The 17749-nt window shown below is 38.3% G+C and carries 14 protein-coding genes; 6 read left to right on the forward strand and 8 right to left on the reverse strand.

Annotated features, from left to right (window positions below; all coding sequences use genetic code 11):
- Positions 1–59 precede the first annotated feature (59 nt).
- Positions 60–1112: an ABC transporter substrate-binding protein gene (locus tag ACIF8R_RS03180; RefSeq protein ID WP_282496729.1), complete on the forward strand. Its 1053-nt coding sequence runs from the start codon at positions 60–62 to the stop codon at positions 1110–1112.
- A gap of 335 nt (positions 1113–1447) precedes the next feature.
- Here the strand turns inward: ACIF8R_RS03180 and ACIF8R_RS03185 are convergent, their stop codons facing one another.
- From ACIF8R_RS03185 to ACIF8R_RS03220, 8 genes are read right to left on the reverse strand one after another with little or no spacing between them, the layout of a single operon-like run.
- Positions 1448–2716, reverse strand: a complete 1269-nt coding sequence (locus ACIF8R_RS03185) for an acyl-CoA dehydrogenase family protein (protein ID WP_107879943.1) — start codon at positions 2714–2716, stop codon at positions 1448–1450.
- Between the two features lie 27 nt (positions 2717–2743).
- A complete protein-coding gene (locus ACIF8R_RS03190; protein ID WP_396479039.1) occupies positions 2744–4561 on the reverse strand; it encodes a dipeptide ABC transporter ATP-binding protein in 1818 nt (605 codons plus the stop codon).
- A gap of 2 nt (positions 4562–4563) precedes the next feature.
- Positions 4564–5412: an ABC transporter permease gene (locus ACIF8R_RS03195; protein WP_000096369.1), complete on the reverse strand. Its 849-nt coding sequence runs from the start codon at positions 5410–5412 to the stop codon at positions 4564–4566.
- Entirely contained in the window at positions 5409–6560 is a 1152-nt protein-coding gene (locus tag ACIF8R_RS03200) for an ABC transporter permease (protein WP_396479041.1), read from the reverse strand. The genes ACIF8R_RS03195 and ACIF8R_RS03200 overlap by 4 nt, the downstream gene beginning before the upstream one ends.
- A gap of 5 nt (positions 6561–6565) precedes the next feature.
- The gene (locus ACIF8R_RS03205; protein ID WP_396479043.1) at positions 6566–8140 is read right to left on the reverse strand and encodes an ABC transporter substrate-binding protein; all 1575 of its coding nucleotides are present in this window, start codon (positions 8138–8140) and stop codon (positions 6566–6568) included.
- Positions 8141–8150: 10 nt separating this feature from the next.
- Positions 8151–9344 carry an LLM class flavin-dependent oxidoreductase gene (locus ACIF8R_RS03210; protein WP_396479045.1) on the reverse strand — a complete coding sequence of 398 codons (1194 nt, stop codon included), beginning with the start codon at positions 9342–9344 and terminating at the stop codon, positions 8151–8153.
- A 32-nt stretch (positions 9345–9376) separates the two neighbouring features.
- Complete coding sequence (locus ACIF8R_RS03215; RefSeq protein ID WP_000209266.1) at positions 9377–10087, reverse strand: class II aldolase/adducin family protein; 711 nt, start codon at positions 10085–10087, stop codon at positions 9377–9379.
- A 13-nt stretch (positions 10088–10100) separates the two neighbouring features.
- On the reverse strand, positions 10101–11159 hold the full coding sequence (locus tag ACIF8R_RS03220) for an ABC transporter substrate-binding protein (RefSeq protein ID WP_396479047.1): 1059 nt from the start codon (positions 11157–11159) through the stop codon (positions 10101–10103).
- Between the two features lie 818 nt (positions 11160–11977).
- On the opposite strand from ACIF8R_RS03220, the gene ACIF8R_RS03225 reads away from it, so the two are divergent.
- From ACIF8R_RS03225 to ACIF8R_RS03245, 5 genes are all read left to right on the forward strand, one after another.
- A complete protein-coding gene (locus tag ACIF8R_RS03225) occupies positions 11978–12268 on the forward strand; it encodes a hypothetical protein (protein ID WP_263613741.1) in 291 nt (96 codons plus the stop codon).
- 463 nt (positions 12269–12731) lie between these two features.
- Positions 12732–13265, forward strand: coding sequence for a fimbrial protein (locus ACIF8R_RS03230; RefSeq protein ID WP_004708758.1), 534 nt, complete (start codon positions 12732–12734; stop codon positions 13263–13265).
- An 87-nt stretch (positions 13266–13352) separates the two neighbouring features.
- Positions 13353–14087, forward strand: coding sequence for a molecular chaperone (locus ACIF8R_RS03235; RefSeq protein ID WP_263613740.1), 735 nt, complete (start codon positions 13353–13355; stop codon positions 14085–14087).
- Between the two features lie 59 nt (positions 14088–14146).
- Positions 14147–16705, forward strand: coding sequence for a fimbria/pilus outer membrane usher protein (locus tag ACIF8R_RS03240; protein WP_311087606.1), 2559 nt, complete (start codon positions 14147–14149; stop codon positions 16703–16705).
- Positions 16702–17712: a fimbrial protein gene (locus ACIF8R_RS03245; RefSeq protein ID WP_396479049.1), complete on the forward strand. Its 1011-nt coding sequence runs from the start codon at positions 16702–16704 to the stop codon at positions 17710–17712. The genes ACIF8R_RS03240 and ACIF8R_RS03245 overlap by 4 nt, the downstream gene beginning before the upstream one ends.
- Positions 17713–17749: the final 37 nt, after the last annotated feature.

Genomic DNA, 17749 nt, shown 5'->3' on the forward strand with positions numbered 1-17749 from the left:
AAATTAATGAATGGCATCAATTTTGCTTTAAAGCATGAAAACCACAAAAGGATGTCACGATGACAACACTTCAAACTCAACCATTAAACACACTTTGGTATACACGCTGCCCCGTACCAACTGGTCTAGGCATTTCAATTCAAAAAGGTTGGCTCAAAGAAAAATTTAATGAGCAGCAGATTGAAATAAAATCAATTCGAGAATCAAACTCCAAAGATATTCGTAACTCCCATTTTAACCATACCCTTGCCAACTCTGTTCGACACGGAGGTAGTATTCCAGCTATCTGGGCATATTCATCGGGTCAAAAAACTAAAGTAATTGGCTTATCTTGGGCGGATGAAGTTCAATTGTTATTAACGCGCTACGATTCAAACATCAAAACTGTTGCAGACTTAAAAGGCAAACGTTTTGGTATTCCACTGAATCAAGATGCAATTATTGATTTCTCACGTGCACAGGCGATTCGTGGTTTAGAGAATGCTTTAAAAACGGTAAATTTAAAGGTGAGCGATCTTGAGTTGGTCGATTGTTTACGAGCAGATATTTTAGCAGCCCAACAACAACAGCCTGAAGAAAATGATTCTAGTTTTTATGGTAATCGCAACAAAATTAATGCAAGTGCAGAGATCGTGGCATTAATTAAAGGTGATGTTGATGCTATTTTTCTAAAAGGTGCACATGCTGCGCAAATTGCTCATGATTTCGCCCTGCATACCATTATTGATATTGGCTCACATCCAGACCCTATTCTACGCTCCAATAATGGAACACCAAGAACGCTCACTGTTGATGAGGATTTTCTAACACAATATCCAGAGCAAGCCCAATCGATTGTCGATGCTGTTTTACAAGCAGAACAATGGGCACATGCCCATGCCGATGAAACCCATCGTTATTTGGCAAAAGAATGTAATAGTAGTGAGCAATGGGTTCATGCGGCATACGGTGCAGATGCACATCTGAAACTGAACACTAACTTTGATGAAATCTCTATTATTGCTTTACAAGACTTGAGTGATTTTCTCTATCGGTGGAACTTTATTCCTGCACAAATTAATGTTCGTGAATGGCTGGCGCAGGATATTTCTATTCAAGCTCAAGTAGCTTAATACTTCAAAACAAAAAGGTTGTCTTGATGACAACCTTTTTGTTTTTAGCATCCAAATTCAAGTAACCGTAAACTATCGTAGTAGTTAGCATCGGTAATGTTAATCTCTTTAATAACAATTATTTTAACGGAGTCTTATCGAGTTTTATCCAATTTTAGGATTAGCTTTCAGGTGGAGTTACTTTGGTTTCGCCCAAAGTAACCAAAGGCATTGTCATCTGCAAAACCTGTTCTTTTCTTGGATTTATTAAAACCTCTCGTAGAAACAGTCTCTTGTTTAAACCATGCAGGTTGCAGATGACGTTTCCGAGTATCATATTTACTTTTGAACTCGGGTTATTTACTAAATTTAGTCACATTTTCCGCCTGTTTCTTCAGAAGCACTGAGTTGTATTCTCCTGGTGGAATATTATTTAAATAATAATTTCCAACATGATAGAGTCTCCAGCGAATTGGATCATGCGTGGTATGAGTTCGTGCATTACGCCAGAAGCGGTCTAGATTCCATTTCGATAAGGTTGAACTTGCCCCGAGTAATCCAAAAATTTCACTCGAAATTTTTAAAGATGCATGATCAGACTGACTACGGGTAGCAGCAACCGATAAAATCAGTTCAGTTTGTAAGTCTTCATCTTCTACATTTGCCAAATGCTGTTCAAAAATCTGTGCTGAACGATCTAACAATGCCTCAGCCGAACGGACCAAAACAGCAAACTCACCAATTTGTTTAATAATATGAGATTCATGTGTAGGTGAATCGACGCCACTTTCTACCCAAGGTCGGGCATGATGTTGTAAATAATCAATCCCGCCTTGTAATGCCCCTTTGGCAATTCCTGTGTCCATTGCAGCGTGTAAAATTTGAGGCCAAGTGAGTCCCGTACGTAGAACCGTACCTAGACCACCAGTATTCCGCTTAGCAACATAACGTTCATCAACAATCACATCTTTAAAATTAACAGTGCCACTGACACTATTATTTTGTCCCATTGCATCCCAGTCATCGAGCAACTCTACTCCCTGTGTATCTCGATGAATTAAAATTGAGACTGGTCCATCATCACTACCCGCAAATAAAGAAATCCATTCTGCGAGCAAAGAGCCCGTAGAATAAAACTTACTGCCATTTAAAATTAATTGTCCTTCTGCATTTCGTTCTACACGTGTTTTATGCTGAAATTTATCTTTGCCACCCACTTCTGCAAGTGCATTGCCCAAACGTTTTCCACTTAATACATCGGCAAGTAATTGATCACGAATTTCATCGTCATAGCCAGTTAAAATTCCTCGAAACATAGTGAAGTGAATTTGTAATAACTGCCCTACACCACCATCGGCAGATGAAATAATTTTCACCACATTGACCAAGGTTGAAATACTGGCACCTAAGCCTCCAAATTGCTTAGGCACAATAATCGCGGTTAAACCAGCTTCTGAAATTAAACGCGCCTGATCATAAGGGACAGTCTTGTTATAACTTGGATCTCGAGCAAATTGATTCAGTTGATCTGCCACCTCTTTTGCAATCTCAAGTGCTTCTTGCTCGCTTTGAATATGTCTTACGCTACCTAGTTCTAAAAAACTGCGTTGGTTAATATCGTTCATTTTTAACTCCAGAAAATCTGTTCTTTTTTATGCGCTAACCTCAAGCACGTTGTTTTTAAACAAGCTTGGCGCATGGGTAAGCAAAGTTTTGGTATATATATGTTGAGGATGACTAAGCACTTGGTCTGTTTCACCGTATTCAACAATATGTCCATTTTTTAATACGGCGACTCGATCTGCGATTGCACGAACAACCCCTAGGTTATGGGTCACAAATAGTAAGGTCACACCTTGCTGCTGAAGGTCTTGTAACAGTTTTAAAATAGATGCCTGAACTGAAACATCCAAAGCAGAGGTAATCTCATCACAAATCAAAACATCAGGTTGGCACAGCAAAGCTCGCGCGATCGCCACGCGTTGTCGCTCCCCACCCGATAAATCTCTAGGATAGAGTTCCTGAACTTGTATAGGTAGAGAGACTTGTTTAAGTACCTGTGTGACTTTTTCTATGGCTTCTTGTCGAGATGCTCCAAAGAAATGCTGCACAACTTTAATTAAGGTCTGACCAATCGTATGCGCTGGATTCAAGGCTTTATAAGGATTTTGAAAGATATATTGCAGTTTATGTCGTTGTCGTAAATGACGCTGTTGTCCACGCAATGACAAGACTTCATCTGCTAATGTAATTTGTCCATCTGCATTTTCATTCAGGCCAGCAATCACACGTGATAAAGTGGTTTTTCCTGAACCAGATTCACCAACTAATGCTAAACATTCGCCCTTTTTGAGTTGAAATGAGATATCAAAAAGAGCCTGTTGCTGCCCATACCATGCATTAATATGCTCAACTTTTAGCAGTGCTTCTCGATCAGTTCCTCGTTCAATAACCTGATGATCAATCTCTTTAAAATTAATCACACCAACATGATCCGAATGGTGACAAGCAACAAAATGCGGGTCAAACTCATCTTTTAATTGAGTTAATTCAGGTTGTTTTTGACGGCATATGTCTGTGGCGAAAGTACAACGTACTGCAAAAGCACATCCCACTGGACGCTCATTTGGTGAAGGTGCATGTCCTTCAATTGGAGATAAATATTTACGAATGGCCACATCGGGAATGGCGTTAAGTAAACCTTGCGTATAAGGGTGTTTAGGGGTTTCAAATAGTTGGGTCAATACCGCATCTTCAGCAATTCGCCCTGAATATAAAACAATCACCCGATCTGCAATGTCTTTTACAACCGTTAAATCATGCGATACATAAATAGCAGCAACATTATATTCACGGCATAATTTACGAATGATGTTCAATACCAAGGTCTGCGTCGTCACATCTAAGGCGGTGGTTGGCTCATCTAAAACAATCAAACGTGGCTGTAGCAAAAATGCTAAGGCCAATAAAATTCGTTGTTGCTGTCCACCTGAAAGTTGATGGGGATAACGCTTGAGAAATAGCTCATCATGAGGTAACCCCACTTCATCTAAAATTTTGGCTACTTTTTGGTATTTTTCAGCGTTCGATAGCTGTGCCTGATGGACTTCTAATAATTCAAATAAATGTTGACCAATACTTAATGCTGGGTTGAGTGCCGTTCCAGGATCTTGAGCGACATGACTAATTTTATAGCCACGAACCTGACGTAAAGCATGATCATCTAAACTGAGAATATCTTCATCATCCAGTTCAATTGTGCCTTGAATAATCTTGGCACCATGTCGTGCATAGCCTAATAAGGCACTCGATAATGTTGTTTTACCAGAACCACTCTCTCCGACCAGCCCTAAAACTTCACCTTCTCTCAAGCTAAATGAAATATTAGAAACGATATGATTGCCGGTGTTTACCAATGCCACGGTTAAGTCTGTTACGGTCAATACTGTATTTTTAAATGTATTTGCCATGTTTATTTTTCCTCAATCCGAGCTGCTGCACGTCCAACGCCCTCTGCCAATACATTCGTTCCGAGTGCAAACAAAGCAATTAAAATGACAGGAGCAAACACGGCCCATGGTTGAACTAATAAACCAGCGCGATTTTCATTAATCATGAGTCCCCAATCTGCTGCTGGAGGTGCCACGCCATAACCCAGAAAAGCCAAACCAGATAACATTCCCACTGCCCATGTCAGCATCACCCCAAGATGAATAAGTAAAGGCGTCAACATATTGGGTAAAATTTCGCGGAATAAAATATAAGTTTTTGAATAACCAAGAATTCGGGCAGCTTCGATATATTCCTGTTCCACTAAATTAAGTGCAACGCTTCGCGCAAGACGCACGACTCCTGGAATAAAAGCAATTGAAACCGTTAAAACAATGAGCCAAGGCTGTCGACCTAACATCGAAACAATAAGTAAGACCAAAATAAGATCAGGAAAGGCCATAAAAACATCAGTCAGCCAAGTTACGAACTGATCAATCTTATTTCGGGCAAAAGCAGCTAATATGCCTAAACTAGAACCAATAACTAATGCGACCAAACTGGCAGCTAGCGTCATCCAGATAATTGAAGCACCGCCAGCAAGAACACGTGACCAAACATCATGACCAATATAGTCATAACCTAAAAATGATTTTCCTTCGGGTGGTCCATAAGTCATGCCGACCAATGCCGTAGGTTCAAATGCAACAAATAACGGTCCAACCAATGCGAAAATCAAAACTAGGGCTGTGACTACAAATCCAAAACGTACTTGTCTTTCACGGATTAATGTTTGAAAAAAGTTTCTTTGGTACCAATGAAGTGAGCTCATTTCCCACCTCCTTGCTGAATATTCTTTAACGCATTGCGACGATCGACAGGTTTTACCGTAATTGGTCGGCCAGACTTCCATAAACGTAATGCCTGACGTCGCCCTGGTGAACGTGCTTTATGTCTTTTTGCAGTTCGTATTTTTGGTGTGAGTAAAGTCGTGATTAAATCTGCAATTAAATTAACAACGACCACACAAATGGTGAGCAATAAAACGATTGCTTGAATGGTCGGGATATCCCTCATTTCGATTGCTGCATTAAGTGCATTACCAATACCGGGGTAACTGAAAACCACCTCAATAATGAGAGCACCACTCAGCAAAACTCGTATGGTCAATGCTGTACCCTGCACCACAGGAATCAATGCATTTGGTAAAACATGTTTCCAAATAATCCGGCGCTCAGGAATACCACGCAGTCGTGCAGAGGTCACATATTCCGACTCTAGCGCATCAATCATTGAACCACGTACTAAACGCATCAGATATGGAATGAGTGATAAAGCTAAAGTTAAAATTGGTAAAATTAAAAACTCTAGTTGGCTATAAGGAGACTCATTAGGAATCAGTAACGAGGCCGCTGGTAATATATGTAAAACCGATGTTGAAAAAAACATCATTAACCAAATCGCAATAACAAACCCCGGCACCGCTTTAAACACAATAGAGCTAGAGACAATAATACGATCGAGTTTGCTATCGCGATGAAGCGAGAGCCACACACCTAACACGACTGAAATCGGTACAGTAACGACAATCACGAGGCTCGTGAGTGCAACTGTATTACCAAAATAATTCTGAATAATTTCTAAAACAGGCACATTGGAATCAATCGAGCGTCCAAAATTACCTTGTAACAATTGACTCAACCAATGCCAGTATTGAAGCAATATCGGATCATTTAATCCCAATTGTTCACGAAGTATTTGTACCGTTGCTTCAGGTGCTTCTGGTCCTAAAATGACACGAGCTGGGTCAGATGGAAGTGCTTGTGTCGCAATAAAAACAATGAGACTAATAACAAATACAACCAATACCCCTGACACCAAACGTGTCAAAAACCAAGGTAACCATGCAGGAAATTCAAATGACTTGGCAATTGTTGGTTGTTGAATAGATGCTTCTATTTTGCTGGATTGAATTGTCATATCGGTTACCCTCTACGCCAGAATTCATCTGTACGCCACGCAGCAAAGCCTGTGCGATCAGGCGTTACACCACCAATTTGGTTCGAATGTGCATCAAGGACATTATTAAAGCCCCAAATGAGTAAACCACCTTGCTCATGCTGAATATGCTGCGCCTCATGAACAAGAACTTTTCTTTTTTCCAAATCGGGTTGTTGCAATGCTGCATGTACTAGTTCCGTAAAGCGCTCATTCTTAAAACGAGTTTTATTATTTGCCGCACCCGGCCCATCAATTTGCAAAACTGTTAATAAGAAAGGACGTGAAACGTTCGAGCCTGTACTAAATGCCCAATCTTGTTTTACTGCATCCGCAAAAGTAGCAGCTTCAACCTGTTTAACATTAACAATGACACCTGCTTGAGCAGCATGTTGAGCAAAAACTAATGCAGCATTGCTATCTGGGCCTGTATATAAATCGACCGTTAGACTGTTATTAAAACCAGCTTCTTTGAGTAGCGCTTTTGCTTTATTTAAATCTTGCTTGCGCTGCGCAATACTGTGGTCATATACAGGATCACTAAACGAATAAAGGTCATTTGCAACTCGTCCTTGCCCAGCTAAAGCACGTTTGACCAAATCGTCTCTATTAGCAATCAATCTAAAAGCTTGTCGTACCCGAAGATCATTGAACGGCGCTTTAGCCGTATTCATATCAAATGATTGCCAAGCATCGGTTTCTGATGAAACAAGATTTAGCCGTTTATTAGATTGAATTAAAGAAATATGCTCAGCACTTACTCCAGATGCAATATCAATTTGACCAGATTGCAAAGCAGCAAGACGCCCTGTTTGATCTTTAAAATCAATAATTTCTATTGCATCGGCATAAGGTTGATTTTCTTTCCAGTAATTTTCAAAACGTACAAAACGTGAACGCTGGCCGGGTGTAAAACTTTCAAGCTTAAAGGGACCAGCACCAACTACATTTTTAACTGGGTCATAATCTGTAGGAACAATACCACCCCAGCTCATCCATGCTTCTGGTAAAGCAACCAATCCCTTTCCTTGAGAAAAAGGAATTTCAACGGTGTATTCATCGCGCTTTTTAATTGCATCTCTTTGCAAAGAATAAAGATAAGCTGCGAATGGCGAGGCAAGTTTTGGGTCGGTCAAACGGCGTAAAGAGAAAATAACATCATCAGCTGTAATGGTTTTACCGTGGTGAAATTCGAGTCCTTTTTTAAGGCGAATGGTCCATTTCGTTCCGTCATTATTAGGTTCAGCAAATTCAGCAAGGGCAAGTTTTGGCTGAATATCTCTGCCCCATTCCCATAACTTTGCATATAAAGGCCAGCCTCTAAACGCACTAGACATACCAATAGGTTTATGTGCATCTAAATTGCCTGCTTGGTTACCATTGATCACTCCAATTTTGATAACACCACCCTTTTTCGGCGTATCATTTTGGAGTGAAGCGGCAGTGGCGCTTTCAGAAGATGAAGAATCGGGCTTAGAACATCCTATAAGGCTTATTGCAGCCAAAGCACCAACACCTAATCCAGTCTGTTTAATGAGTTCTCTACGTGTAATTTTATTCATGCCTTCTCCCTTAAACCACGACTTCTTGATTCAAGAGGGAATCAATGGATGAATTTTTATTTAGCTTAGGTAACTCAAAACCATGATCTAGCTCTAATAATGGAAACAATAAGTCTGCTACCCGATAGGCTTCTCCAATTAAAGGAAAACCTGACAAGATAAAGGCTGATACACCATAGCTTTCGTATTCTTTAATCCGTTTGGCAATATTTTCAGCACTACCCACTAAGGCAGTTCCTGCGGCTGGGTTTAAAATATCGAAACCAAATAAAGATGGGCCAGTCCAAACATTAGGATAAATTTCAAAATCTTTAGCTTGAGGCAAAACACCTTGACGTAATTGTTCTAAGTTTTTTTGAATAGATGTGTTGTTACTTTGATAACTCTCAAAACTTTCAGTTGGAGGAAGCTGTCGTTTAACAGCTTCGATTGCATAATTTACATCAATCTTGTCAAGTAACGACTGAGCATATTGCCAAGCCTCTTCTTCTGTTTCCCGAACAATAATTTGTAATCGAGTCCCAAATTCTAAAGTTCGGCCAATTTTTGCTGCCTCAGCCGCAACCTTGCTAAACTTTTCTCCAAGTAACGGCGGTGTATTCGCAAAACTTAAATACACATCTAACAATTCAACAGAATGCTGAACGCCTTTGGCAGAAGTTCCTGCTCCCCACAAAGGAACACCTTGTTTTTGAGTTGGACCGCGCCATTTGGACATTGGAGATCCACCCTCTAAGCGTGGAGCAATTTTAATAAACTCACCCTCAAATCCAGAGGTATCACCTAAGTAGTTTTGTTGAAATGCATTCCAGTATTCTTTACTAAAGTCATAACGCTCATCATGAGTATAGTGAATGCCTAAAGCTGCCAAACCCTTATCATTTCCATTAACGACATTAAATAACAAACGCCCTTTAGAAAATGCATCAAACGTTTGCGCATATTTTGCCAAAACTGCTGGTTGGACTTCTCCGGGATGTTGAGCAACCAGAAACTTTAAACGTTCAGTAAATGGAATTAAACTTGCAGCAACAGCAAGTGTTTCATACTCACTTGTACCCATGAGTGAACCGTAAAAACCAAGTCGATCTGCGGTAATCGCAATCTGTTGCAAGTGTTCATAATCGGTATCCCACCGCCCAGATTCCAACCAAGGATATGGTCCATCTGGAGAAGTGAGATACCATAAAAGTTTTACAGCCATAGTATTCTCGATCTTTATTTTTAAATCTTTATCTAATTCAGAGGAAGTAAGCCCAGCGATTTTGCTTTTTCAGTCAATCCACTCATTTTCCATTGCTGATGTAAAACCCCTTGCCCGTATTCTCTGCTGCCACCGACTAATTCAGCGAGCAGCTGAATTTGAGCACCTTCTTCAAGCAATAAAATAAATTCAGCAGTTTCCTGTAGTCCTTGGCGTCCCCATACAGTTGCTCCGCCATTGGCTTCCAAAATGGCCCGATGTTCAATATCAACTTTGAGTTGATCTAAAATAAAATCCACTTCAGCTTGACGGCGATCAATATAAATCGGCAACTCTTTAAACAAATGAAAGCGTTGAACAGGCACATAACGAATCGGTAAAGTGCGATGGGTTTGAGCCCAAGCGCCTAAATTCGGCGCATGTACATGAGATATTGTGGTGACATCTGCATGCTCTTTAAAAAGCTTGTTATAGCGGCCACCTGCACTTTTTCTTCCCAATAAAACTTCACCATCAATTGTCTCCACCAATACTTTGCTTTTTTTATCTTTAGACCACGGTCCTGCATAGTTAAAAGTGACTAAGGTATTTTCAGGTCCACGTTCAACAAAATTAACTGTTCCATTTGCAGTAATTGTTCTTGTTTCACGGAAGACTTCAAAAGCAAATTCAGCTTTTTCACGGTTCAATTCGATAAAGTCATTGAGTTCACGAGATAATGGTGTTTGAATAAGTGTTGTCATGGTCAAATCCTCTTTAAAAATTTTTATTTTGACGGCGTTTTAAAACTTCGAGTAAAGGACGATGATCAACCCATGTTTCAATATCGACATCGCGCTCTAAGAAACCATGCAACCAAAGAAAATCTTTTTGTTGTTTTAATAGCTTTAAACGGTCTTCACTTAATGACGGATGTAAAGACTTATGAAAATTATTTCGATAGGCTGTTGCAACACTCTCTGCCCCTGCAATCGTTTCATCTTCTAGAATGACCAAAACTTCATCTAAGTGATCTTGTGCCCAATCTGCGGTATCAAACAATTCTTCAAGAAAATCGACTACCACATCAAAGTGATCTTCTAATAGATCTTCATGGACGGTAATTGGACGAGGTGTGCCGTTATTAACACGAGAAGTCACATCTTCAAATTTATCTAAATCAATTCCAACTTTAAGGCCGCGTTTAGTTGCAGCTTCAACAGCAGATGCTCCTTTTACATACACAGCATCAACTTCACCTGTAATTAATGCGTCTAGACCTGACCAATATGTGCTCGCATCACGATTCTCTTTAGATCCTGCACGCTCAGGTACTTCAATAAAATTCACATCTCTGAAAGTCAGACTGGCAAGTTGTAAAGCACCACGAATACCTTGCAATGACATGGCTCTAAAAATACTACCAGCACGTTTGTCAGCATATTCCGGTAAAGCAACTTTCGCATTTTTTAAATGCTCTGGCTGGCTAATATCAGAATCAGGTCGCACAATAATAACTTGCCACTCATCAATCCAAGTCAATCCAATGAGTCGGCTGGGTGCTCCTTCAGAGCGTGCAGCTAATGCAGGTACATTTCCACCTTCTCGGAACAGAGCTGGCAATTGGTGATCAAAATGATGGACTGATAAACCTTTACGCGCATCTTGCAAGACAGCAACATCAATGCCGTGCTTTTCAAACTTTTTAACCAAAGTACCGCGTTTTAATGAAATACCTGTTGCTGTAGGCACTGGACATCGAGTGACCCAAATTTCAGACAGGATGTTTTTTACAAATTCTTTAGAATTTTCTTTTTTATCTACTACAAGTGACATACGGATTCCTTAGGATAATTCCACTTTCATCAGTCACATTGAGCAGCTTTTATGCCAATTTAATTTGTTTTTTATTTTCAATTATTTATGCAAAAGCAGCAGAATTAGATATGTTTATATTTCATCATTTTTCAATACTAGTGTTGTTTTATCAACAATTATTTCAGACAAATATAACTTTCAATATATTTGTTATAACTAATTTTTTAATTCAATAATTTTTCAGGAGGCCAGAGCTCTATCTTCTAGATATAAGTAATAAAAGCAACTGCTACGGTATGTCTCAAAAATTATTATTGCGTAGATCAAATACGATGAAAATTTATTTAATAATACTAACTAGCTTTAGTTATTGTTTAAAATGTATTTAATATTATTTTTATTAATTAAAGCCTTTTATTTTAATTTATATAATTATCAAAAAACTTGGAGCTGAAATTATAATTATATAATTAACTTATGACAACAATATATTGTTATATTAAATAATATTAATTGTTAAATTGTTAAATTGTTAAATTGTTTCGGTTCACCCCTTTATTTTTATAAAAATTAAGAATATTTTAATTAAAGCATTTATTATCAGTAATTTAATTTTATAGCAACCAAGATTCATTATTGCTGTAAAAATGTGATTTGATTATCATTTTTAATAAAAGACCTGTAAAGTAATAACTATTTATATAAATAAAATAATTAATGAGATGTAGATCACATGTTATTTATTTATTTTTTATTAAAATGAATTTGCATATTGTTTTTAAATAAAAAGTATTGTATCTCTTATATTAACTATTTAATAAATAGGTATATATAAAATGAAAAATAATATATTTAAAATTGTAGTTTTAGCGGTACTTTCCACTTCCCCACTATTTTGTTATGCGAATAACACAATAATGATTAAAGGAAATATTGTTGAAGATACTTGTTCTACAATAAATGTTGAAAAAGAGTGTGCTCAAATCAATACTCTGAATACGACTATTGATACTCAATATTTAAGCAAAGATAATGTTTTTAACTTAGCAAGACATACTGAAAAAATGGATACGAGTATCGAAACCATAAGTGCTAATAAAAAGGTTGTTCTCGTTAACTATCATTGATAGCTCACATCAACTAAGTCTTATTTATCTTTAATAGATAGGTATAGTTCAAGAGCGAATTTCCGATTTTCATACGGCAATCTAGCCAAAATTAAAAATTCGCTCTTTTCTCCAAAAAAATGTTAAATTATTCACGTTTTTTAAACACAAAGATAAATAGTTCTATATAATCACTTCATTAAATTTTCCTTAAAATAATTTCCCTTAATTGTATTGCTTCTTTTACAGTTGTTTTTATAGCCAGCTATTATTTAATTTTTATATTAAAAACAGTAATTTATATTAAAAATAGTATTCATTATTGTAAATTAAATGATCAAAAATTTTTCTTATTACGGAAAAATAGTGTGATGAAGTTTGCATTTTGTTTAAAAAGTGTTAGTATCGCCGCATTACTTTTCAAGATGCCAACTTCTGGAAAAGTAACAGATTAAACTTTTATCCAGACTTTTGAGAAAACACTATGAAAAAACTTGCTTTGATCGCTGCTCTTTCAGTTGTAGGGATTGCGAACGCTCAAGCTGCTGATGGTACAATTACAATTAATGGTTTAGTAACAGACAAAACTTGTGACATCGTTACACCTGCAGGTAAAGACTTCACAGTTACTCTTCCAACTGTTTCTAAACAAACTTTAGCTGCTGCTGGTAACGTTGCTGGCCGTACTCCTTTCCAAATCAAATTAGCTAACTGTTCAGAAGGTAAAGTTGCGACTTACTTCGAACCAGGTGCAACGGTTGACTTCAATACTGGTCGTTTACTTAACCAAGACGCTACTGGTGCTAAAAACGTTAACGTTCAACTTTTAGGTAGCAACAACCAAGTAATCCCAGTTCTTGCTGCTGGTGCAAATGGCGCTCAAGCAAACTCTCAGTGGGTTGACGTTGCAGCAGCTGGTAGTGCAGACCTTAACTACTATGCTGAATACTATGCAACTGGCGCTTCTACTGCTGGTAAAGTGAACACTTCTGTTCAATACACAATTATCTATCAATAATTGATGGATGGTAGGGTTTCTATATTCCTATAGAGACCCTATTTTTGTGTAACGCTTTCCCGAACTTCCTTGGTTGAGACTCCTGAAATGAAATTGAACAGTTATAATTTTTTGTTAGGTTTGGCATTTGCTTCAGCGGTAGCCGCACCTGCCTCTCATGCAGAAATTGTAATTCATGGCACTCGTGTGATTTATCCTTCGGATGCTCGCGAAGTTACGCTACAAGTTAGCAATAACGGTTCAAAACCAGCTCTTGTCCAAGCTTGGATTGATGAAGGCGACCCAAAAAGTACTCCGGATCAATCAAAAGTTCCTTTTATGATTGCTCCTCCAATTTCTCGTGTTGAAGCAACAAAAAGTCAGACCTTTCGTATCACTGCTTTACCCACTGCTTCTCAGTTAAATCAGAAGCAAGAAACTGTTTTGTGGTTAAACGTTTTGGATATTCCTCCAAGACCAACTTCAAAAAGTTCAGATACGACACCTGATAATTTTCTGCAATTAGCCATTCGCTCACGTATTAAATTCTTCTATCGCCCAGCTTCGATTAAAGATGACGCGAACTTAGCAGCAGATAAGCTTCAATGGGTTAAATCTGGTCAAAACTTAACGGTAAAAAATCCAACACCTTTTCATATCACGATGACTTCTGTTTTTCAGAAAGTGGGTGATAAAAAAGTTGATTTATTACCTGAAGGGCTCATGGTTAAGCCTTTTTCTGATGCATCTGTTCAGCTTAAGAACGGCAATCTTCAGGATATGAGTTTTATTAATGTGAATGACTACGGTGGTCGAGTCGAACACTCAATAAAACTTCAATAATCAGATTTATATTTTTAATAAATTTTAAGCACCTATTATGTGAGTAGGCGGACTTAGCTATGCCAAAAAAACGGCAAGAATCTTATAAATTATTAAAACGCCATATTTGTTATTACTTGGCTTCTGGTGTTGTTACAATGACAATGCCTGTATTCGTGCACGCTGAAGAAACAGCTGCGAGTGCTCCTGTGGAAGCTGAGTTTGATTCTGCTTTTTTAATTGGCGATGCAAAAAAAGTTGATATTTCTCGCTTTAAATATGGCAACCCTGTTTTACCTGGCGAATACAACGTTGACGTATATGTAAATGGTCAATGGTTTGGTAAACGCCGTATGGTCTTTAAAGCTGTAGATCCAACGCAAAATGCGGTGACTTGCTTTACGGGAATGAATCTTCTTGAATACGGCGTAAAACAAGAGATTTTGACTAAGCATGCTCCCCTTCAAAAAGAAAATAATACTTGCTACAAAATTGAAGAATGGGTAGAAAACGCATTTTATGAGTTTGATAACTCTCGCTTACGTGTAGATATCTCAATTCCTCAAGTCGCATTACAAAAAAATGCGCAAGGTTATGTCGATCCAAGTGTATGGGATCGTGGTATTAATGCAGGCTTTTTATCTTATAGTGGTAGTGCTTATAAGACGTTTACTCATTCTAATGACAGAAGTGAAACTTCAAATGCATTTATGGGAATCACTGCCGGACTAAATTTAGGTGGCTGGCAATTACGTCATAACGGTCAGTGGCAGTGGCAAGATACCCCTGCGGAAAATCAGTCTAAATCAAGTTACGAAGAAACAAGTACTTACTTACAGAGAGCATTCCCGAAATATCGTGGTGTGTTAACACTTGGGGATAGCTTTACAAATGGCGAAGTATTTGACTCTTATGGCTATCGCGGTATCGATTTCTCAAGTGATGATCGAATGTTACCGAATAGTATGCTTGGCTATGCTCCACGTATTCGTGGTAATGCTAAAACCAATGCAAAAATTGAAGTTCGCCAGCAAGGTCAACTTATTTATCAAACAACAGTAGCACCAGGTAACTTTGAAATTAACGACCTATACCCTACTGGTTTTGGTGGTGAGATTGAAGTTACTGTTATTGAAGCAAATGGTGAGATTCAAAAATTTGCCGTGCCTTATGCATCTGTTGTACAGATGTTACGTCCTGGTATGAACCGTTATTCTTTAACTGTGGGTCAATTCCGTGACCGTGATATTGATCTTAATCCTTGGGTGGTTCAGGGTAAATATCAACAAGGTATTAACAACTATTTAACAGGTTATACCGGAATTCAGGCTTCTGAAAATTATACAGCTTTATTGCTAGGTGCCGCTTTTGCAACACCTATTGGTGCAATTGCATTTGACGTTACCCACTCTGAAGCTGACTTTGAAAAGCAAGCTTCCCAGTCAGGGCAAAGTTTCCGTTTAAGTTATAGTAAGTTAATTACTCCAACCAATACTAACTTAACACTTGCTGCTTATCGTTACTCAACTGAAAATTTCTATAGATTGCGTGATGCTCTTCTTATTCGTGATTTAGAAGATAAAGGCATAAATACCTATTCTGCTGGTCGTCAACGTAGTGAATTCCAAATTACCTTAAACCAAGGTCTTCCTGAGGGTTGGGGTAACTTCTACATGGTAGGTTCATGGGTTGATTATTGGAACCGTAGCGAAACGACTAAACAGTATCAAATTGGTTATAGCAACAATTACCATGGCTTAACTTATGGCTTGTCTGCGATTAACCGTCAAGTTGAATATGGTTCAAACACTCAATCACGTGATACTCAGTACTTAATGACATTGTCTTTCCCAATGAACTTCAAGAAGAACTCAGTCAATGTCAACATTACTGCATCTGAAGATAGTCGTACAGTAGGTGCAAGTGGTATGGTGGGTGATCGCTTTAGTTATGGTGCGTCAATGTCGCATCAAGACTATACAAACCCAACATTTAACGTAAATGGTCGTTATCGTACTAACTATACAACTGTTGGCGGTTCTTATAGCGTAGCTGACTCTTATCAGCAAGCAATGGTGAGCTTAAGCGGTAGTATTGTTGCTCACTCAGAAGGTGTGTTATTTGGCCCTGAACAAGGTCAAACAATGGTACTTGTACACGCACCTGATGCAGCTGGAGCAAAAGTAAATAATACGGTTGGTCTAAGTGTAAATAAAGCAGGTTATGCGGTAGTTCCTTATGTTACTCCATACCGTCTTAATGACATTACGCTTGACCCTCAAGAAATGTCTAGCAAAGTAGAACTTGAAGAAACGAGTCAACGTATTGCTCCATTTGCTGGCGCAATTGCTAAAGTAGACTTTGCAACCAAAACTGGTTATGCGGTTTATATTAAAAGTAAAACTGTAGATGGCAACAGTCTACCGTTTGCTGCACAAGTCTTTAACCAAAAAGACGAAGCTGTAGGTATTGTTGCACAAGGTAGTATGATTTACTTACGTACCCCGCAAGCTCAAGATCGCCTCTATGTAAAATGGGGTGATGAAAGCAATGAGCGTTGTTCGGTTGAGTACAATGTAAGTAACCAGCTGCAAAACAAGCAACAAAGCGTGGTAATGACGGAGGCTGTCTGCAAGTGAAAAGAATATTATTAACGGGTGCTCTATTTACTGCTGGCCTTGGTATATATGGCGAAGCTAATGCCGCGTGCTATATAGTTAATTATGAAGCAAATGATGTACTTATGGCGGTGGGACGTGTTGTTGTACGTCCTAGTGATCAAGTCGGTGCTATTTTAAGAAAAGCGACTTTTCCTATTACGCGCACTAGAACACAAGCGAATAATTGTGATAGTCGAGATGTTGCAGTCGCGGAATTAACGCAAGCTTATCCATTAAGTTCTTTAGGCAATAGTATCTATACCACCAATATTCCTGGTATTGGTATTCGTCTATATCGTGAAGCAGATAATAATACCAATTTTTCTGGTTATTACCCTTATCAGCGTGGTGGAATCTCAGGTAATCGTTACTTAGCAGATGGCTATTTTGTTGTGGAAATCATTAAGATTGCCTCACAAACAGGTTCAGGGACTTTAGTTCCTGGTAGATATAGTAGTTATTATATTCGCGGCTTTCCAGATAAACCTTTCTTAACAAGTACTGTTAATGCCAATGCGATTACCATTGCATCCTCTTCATGTGAAATACAAGGTAACATTAACAAGGTTGTACAGCTTCCTACAGTTACCAAAGCTGGTTTTAAAGGTGTGGGTTCAACTCAAGGTGAACAAACCTTTGATATGAATATTCTCTGTAATGGTGGTATTAACCCTACCGGCTATGAAGAGAAAAACCTTATTAGTTTGACCTATGACTTTACTCAAGATGGTACAAACAATCAGGTTTTAGCGAATACAGCTGCAGCTTCTGAAAAAGCAAATGGTGTTCGCGTACAGTTACTTTGGAATTATCAAAATAAAAATCAGGTTATCAAAAAAGGAGACAAGCTCGCTTTAGGTACATTGTCTTCTAACCAGACACTTCAATATAACGTACCAATGACTGCCCGCTACTATCAAACAGCAACGAATGTTACACCTGGTAAAGTTCGTGCTATGGCAACTGTAACTATTGAATATGATTAATCATATTCAATAGTTTATAAACTCAAAAATATCAGAT

The organism is Acinetobacter sp. ABJ_C4_1 (assembly GCF_044538495.1).
Taxonomy (GTDB): Bacteria; Pseudomonadota; Gammaproteobacteria; order Pseudomonadales; family Moraxellaceae; genus Acinetobacter; species Acinetobacter nosocomialis_A.

Bases quoted from the DNA above. Each gene is read 5' to 3' on its own strand.
- ACIF8R_RS03215 (WP_000209266.1), bottom strand. From the start codon at position 10,087: ATGACAACACTTATTCAAACACCATTATCTCGTGAACTCAATGACTTT.
- ACIF8R_RS03190 (WP_396479039.1), bottom strand. From the start codon at position 4,561: ATGGCAAATACATTTAAAAATACAGTATTGACCGTAACAGACTTAACC.
- ACIF8R_RS03205 (WP_396479043.1), bottom strand. From the start codon at position 8,140: ATGAATAAAATTACACGTAGAGAACTCATTAAACAGACTGGATTAGGT.
- ACIF8R_RS03235 (WP_263613740.1), top strand. From the start codon at position 13,353: ATGAAATTGAACAGTTATAATTTTTTGTTAGGTTTGGCATTTGCTTCA.
- ACIF8R_RS03230 (WP_004708758.1), top strand. From the start codon at position 12,732: ATGAAAAAACTTGCTTTGATCGCTGCTCTTTCAGTTGTAGGGATTGCG.
- ACIF8R_RS03220 (WP_396479047.1), bottom strand. From the start codon at position 11,159: ATGTCACTTGTAGTAGATAAAAAAGAAAATTCTAAAGAATTTGTAAAA.
- ACIF8R_RS03200 (WP_396479041.1), bottom strand. From the start codon at position 6,560: ATGACAATTCAATCCAGCAAAATAGAAGCATCTATTCAACAACCAACA.
- ACIF8R_RS03240 (WP_311087606.1), top strand. From the start codon at position 14,147: ATGCCAAAAAAACGGCAAGAATCTTATAAATTATTAAAACGCCATATT.
- ACIF8R_RS03225 (WP_263613741.1), top strand. From the start codon at position 11,978: ATGAAAAATAATATATTTAAAATTGTAGTTTTAGCGGTACTTTCCACT.
- ACIF8R_RS03195 (WP_000096369.1), bottom strand. From the start codon at position 5,412: ATGAGCTCACTTCATTGGTACCAAAGAAACTTTTTTCAAACATTAATC.
- ACIF8R_RS03210 (WP_396479045.1), bottom strand. From the start codon at position 9,344: ATGGCTGTAAAACTTTTATGGTATCTCACTTCTCCAGATGGACCATAT.
- ACIF8R_RS03180 (WP_282496729.1), top strand. From the start codon at position 60: ATGACAACACTTCAAACTCAACCATTAAACACACTTTGGTATACACGC.
- ACIF8R_RS03185 (WP_107879943.1), bottom strand. From the start codon at position 2,716: ATGAACGATATTAACCAACGCAGTTTTTTAGAACTAGGTAGCGTAAGA.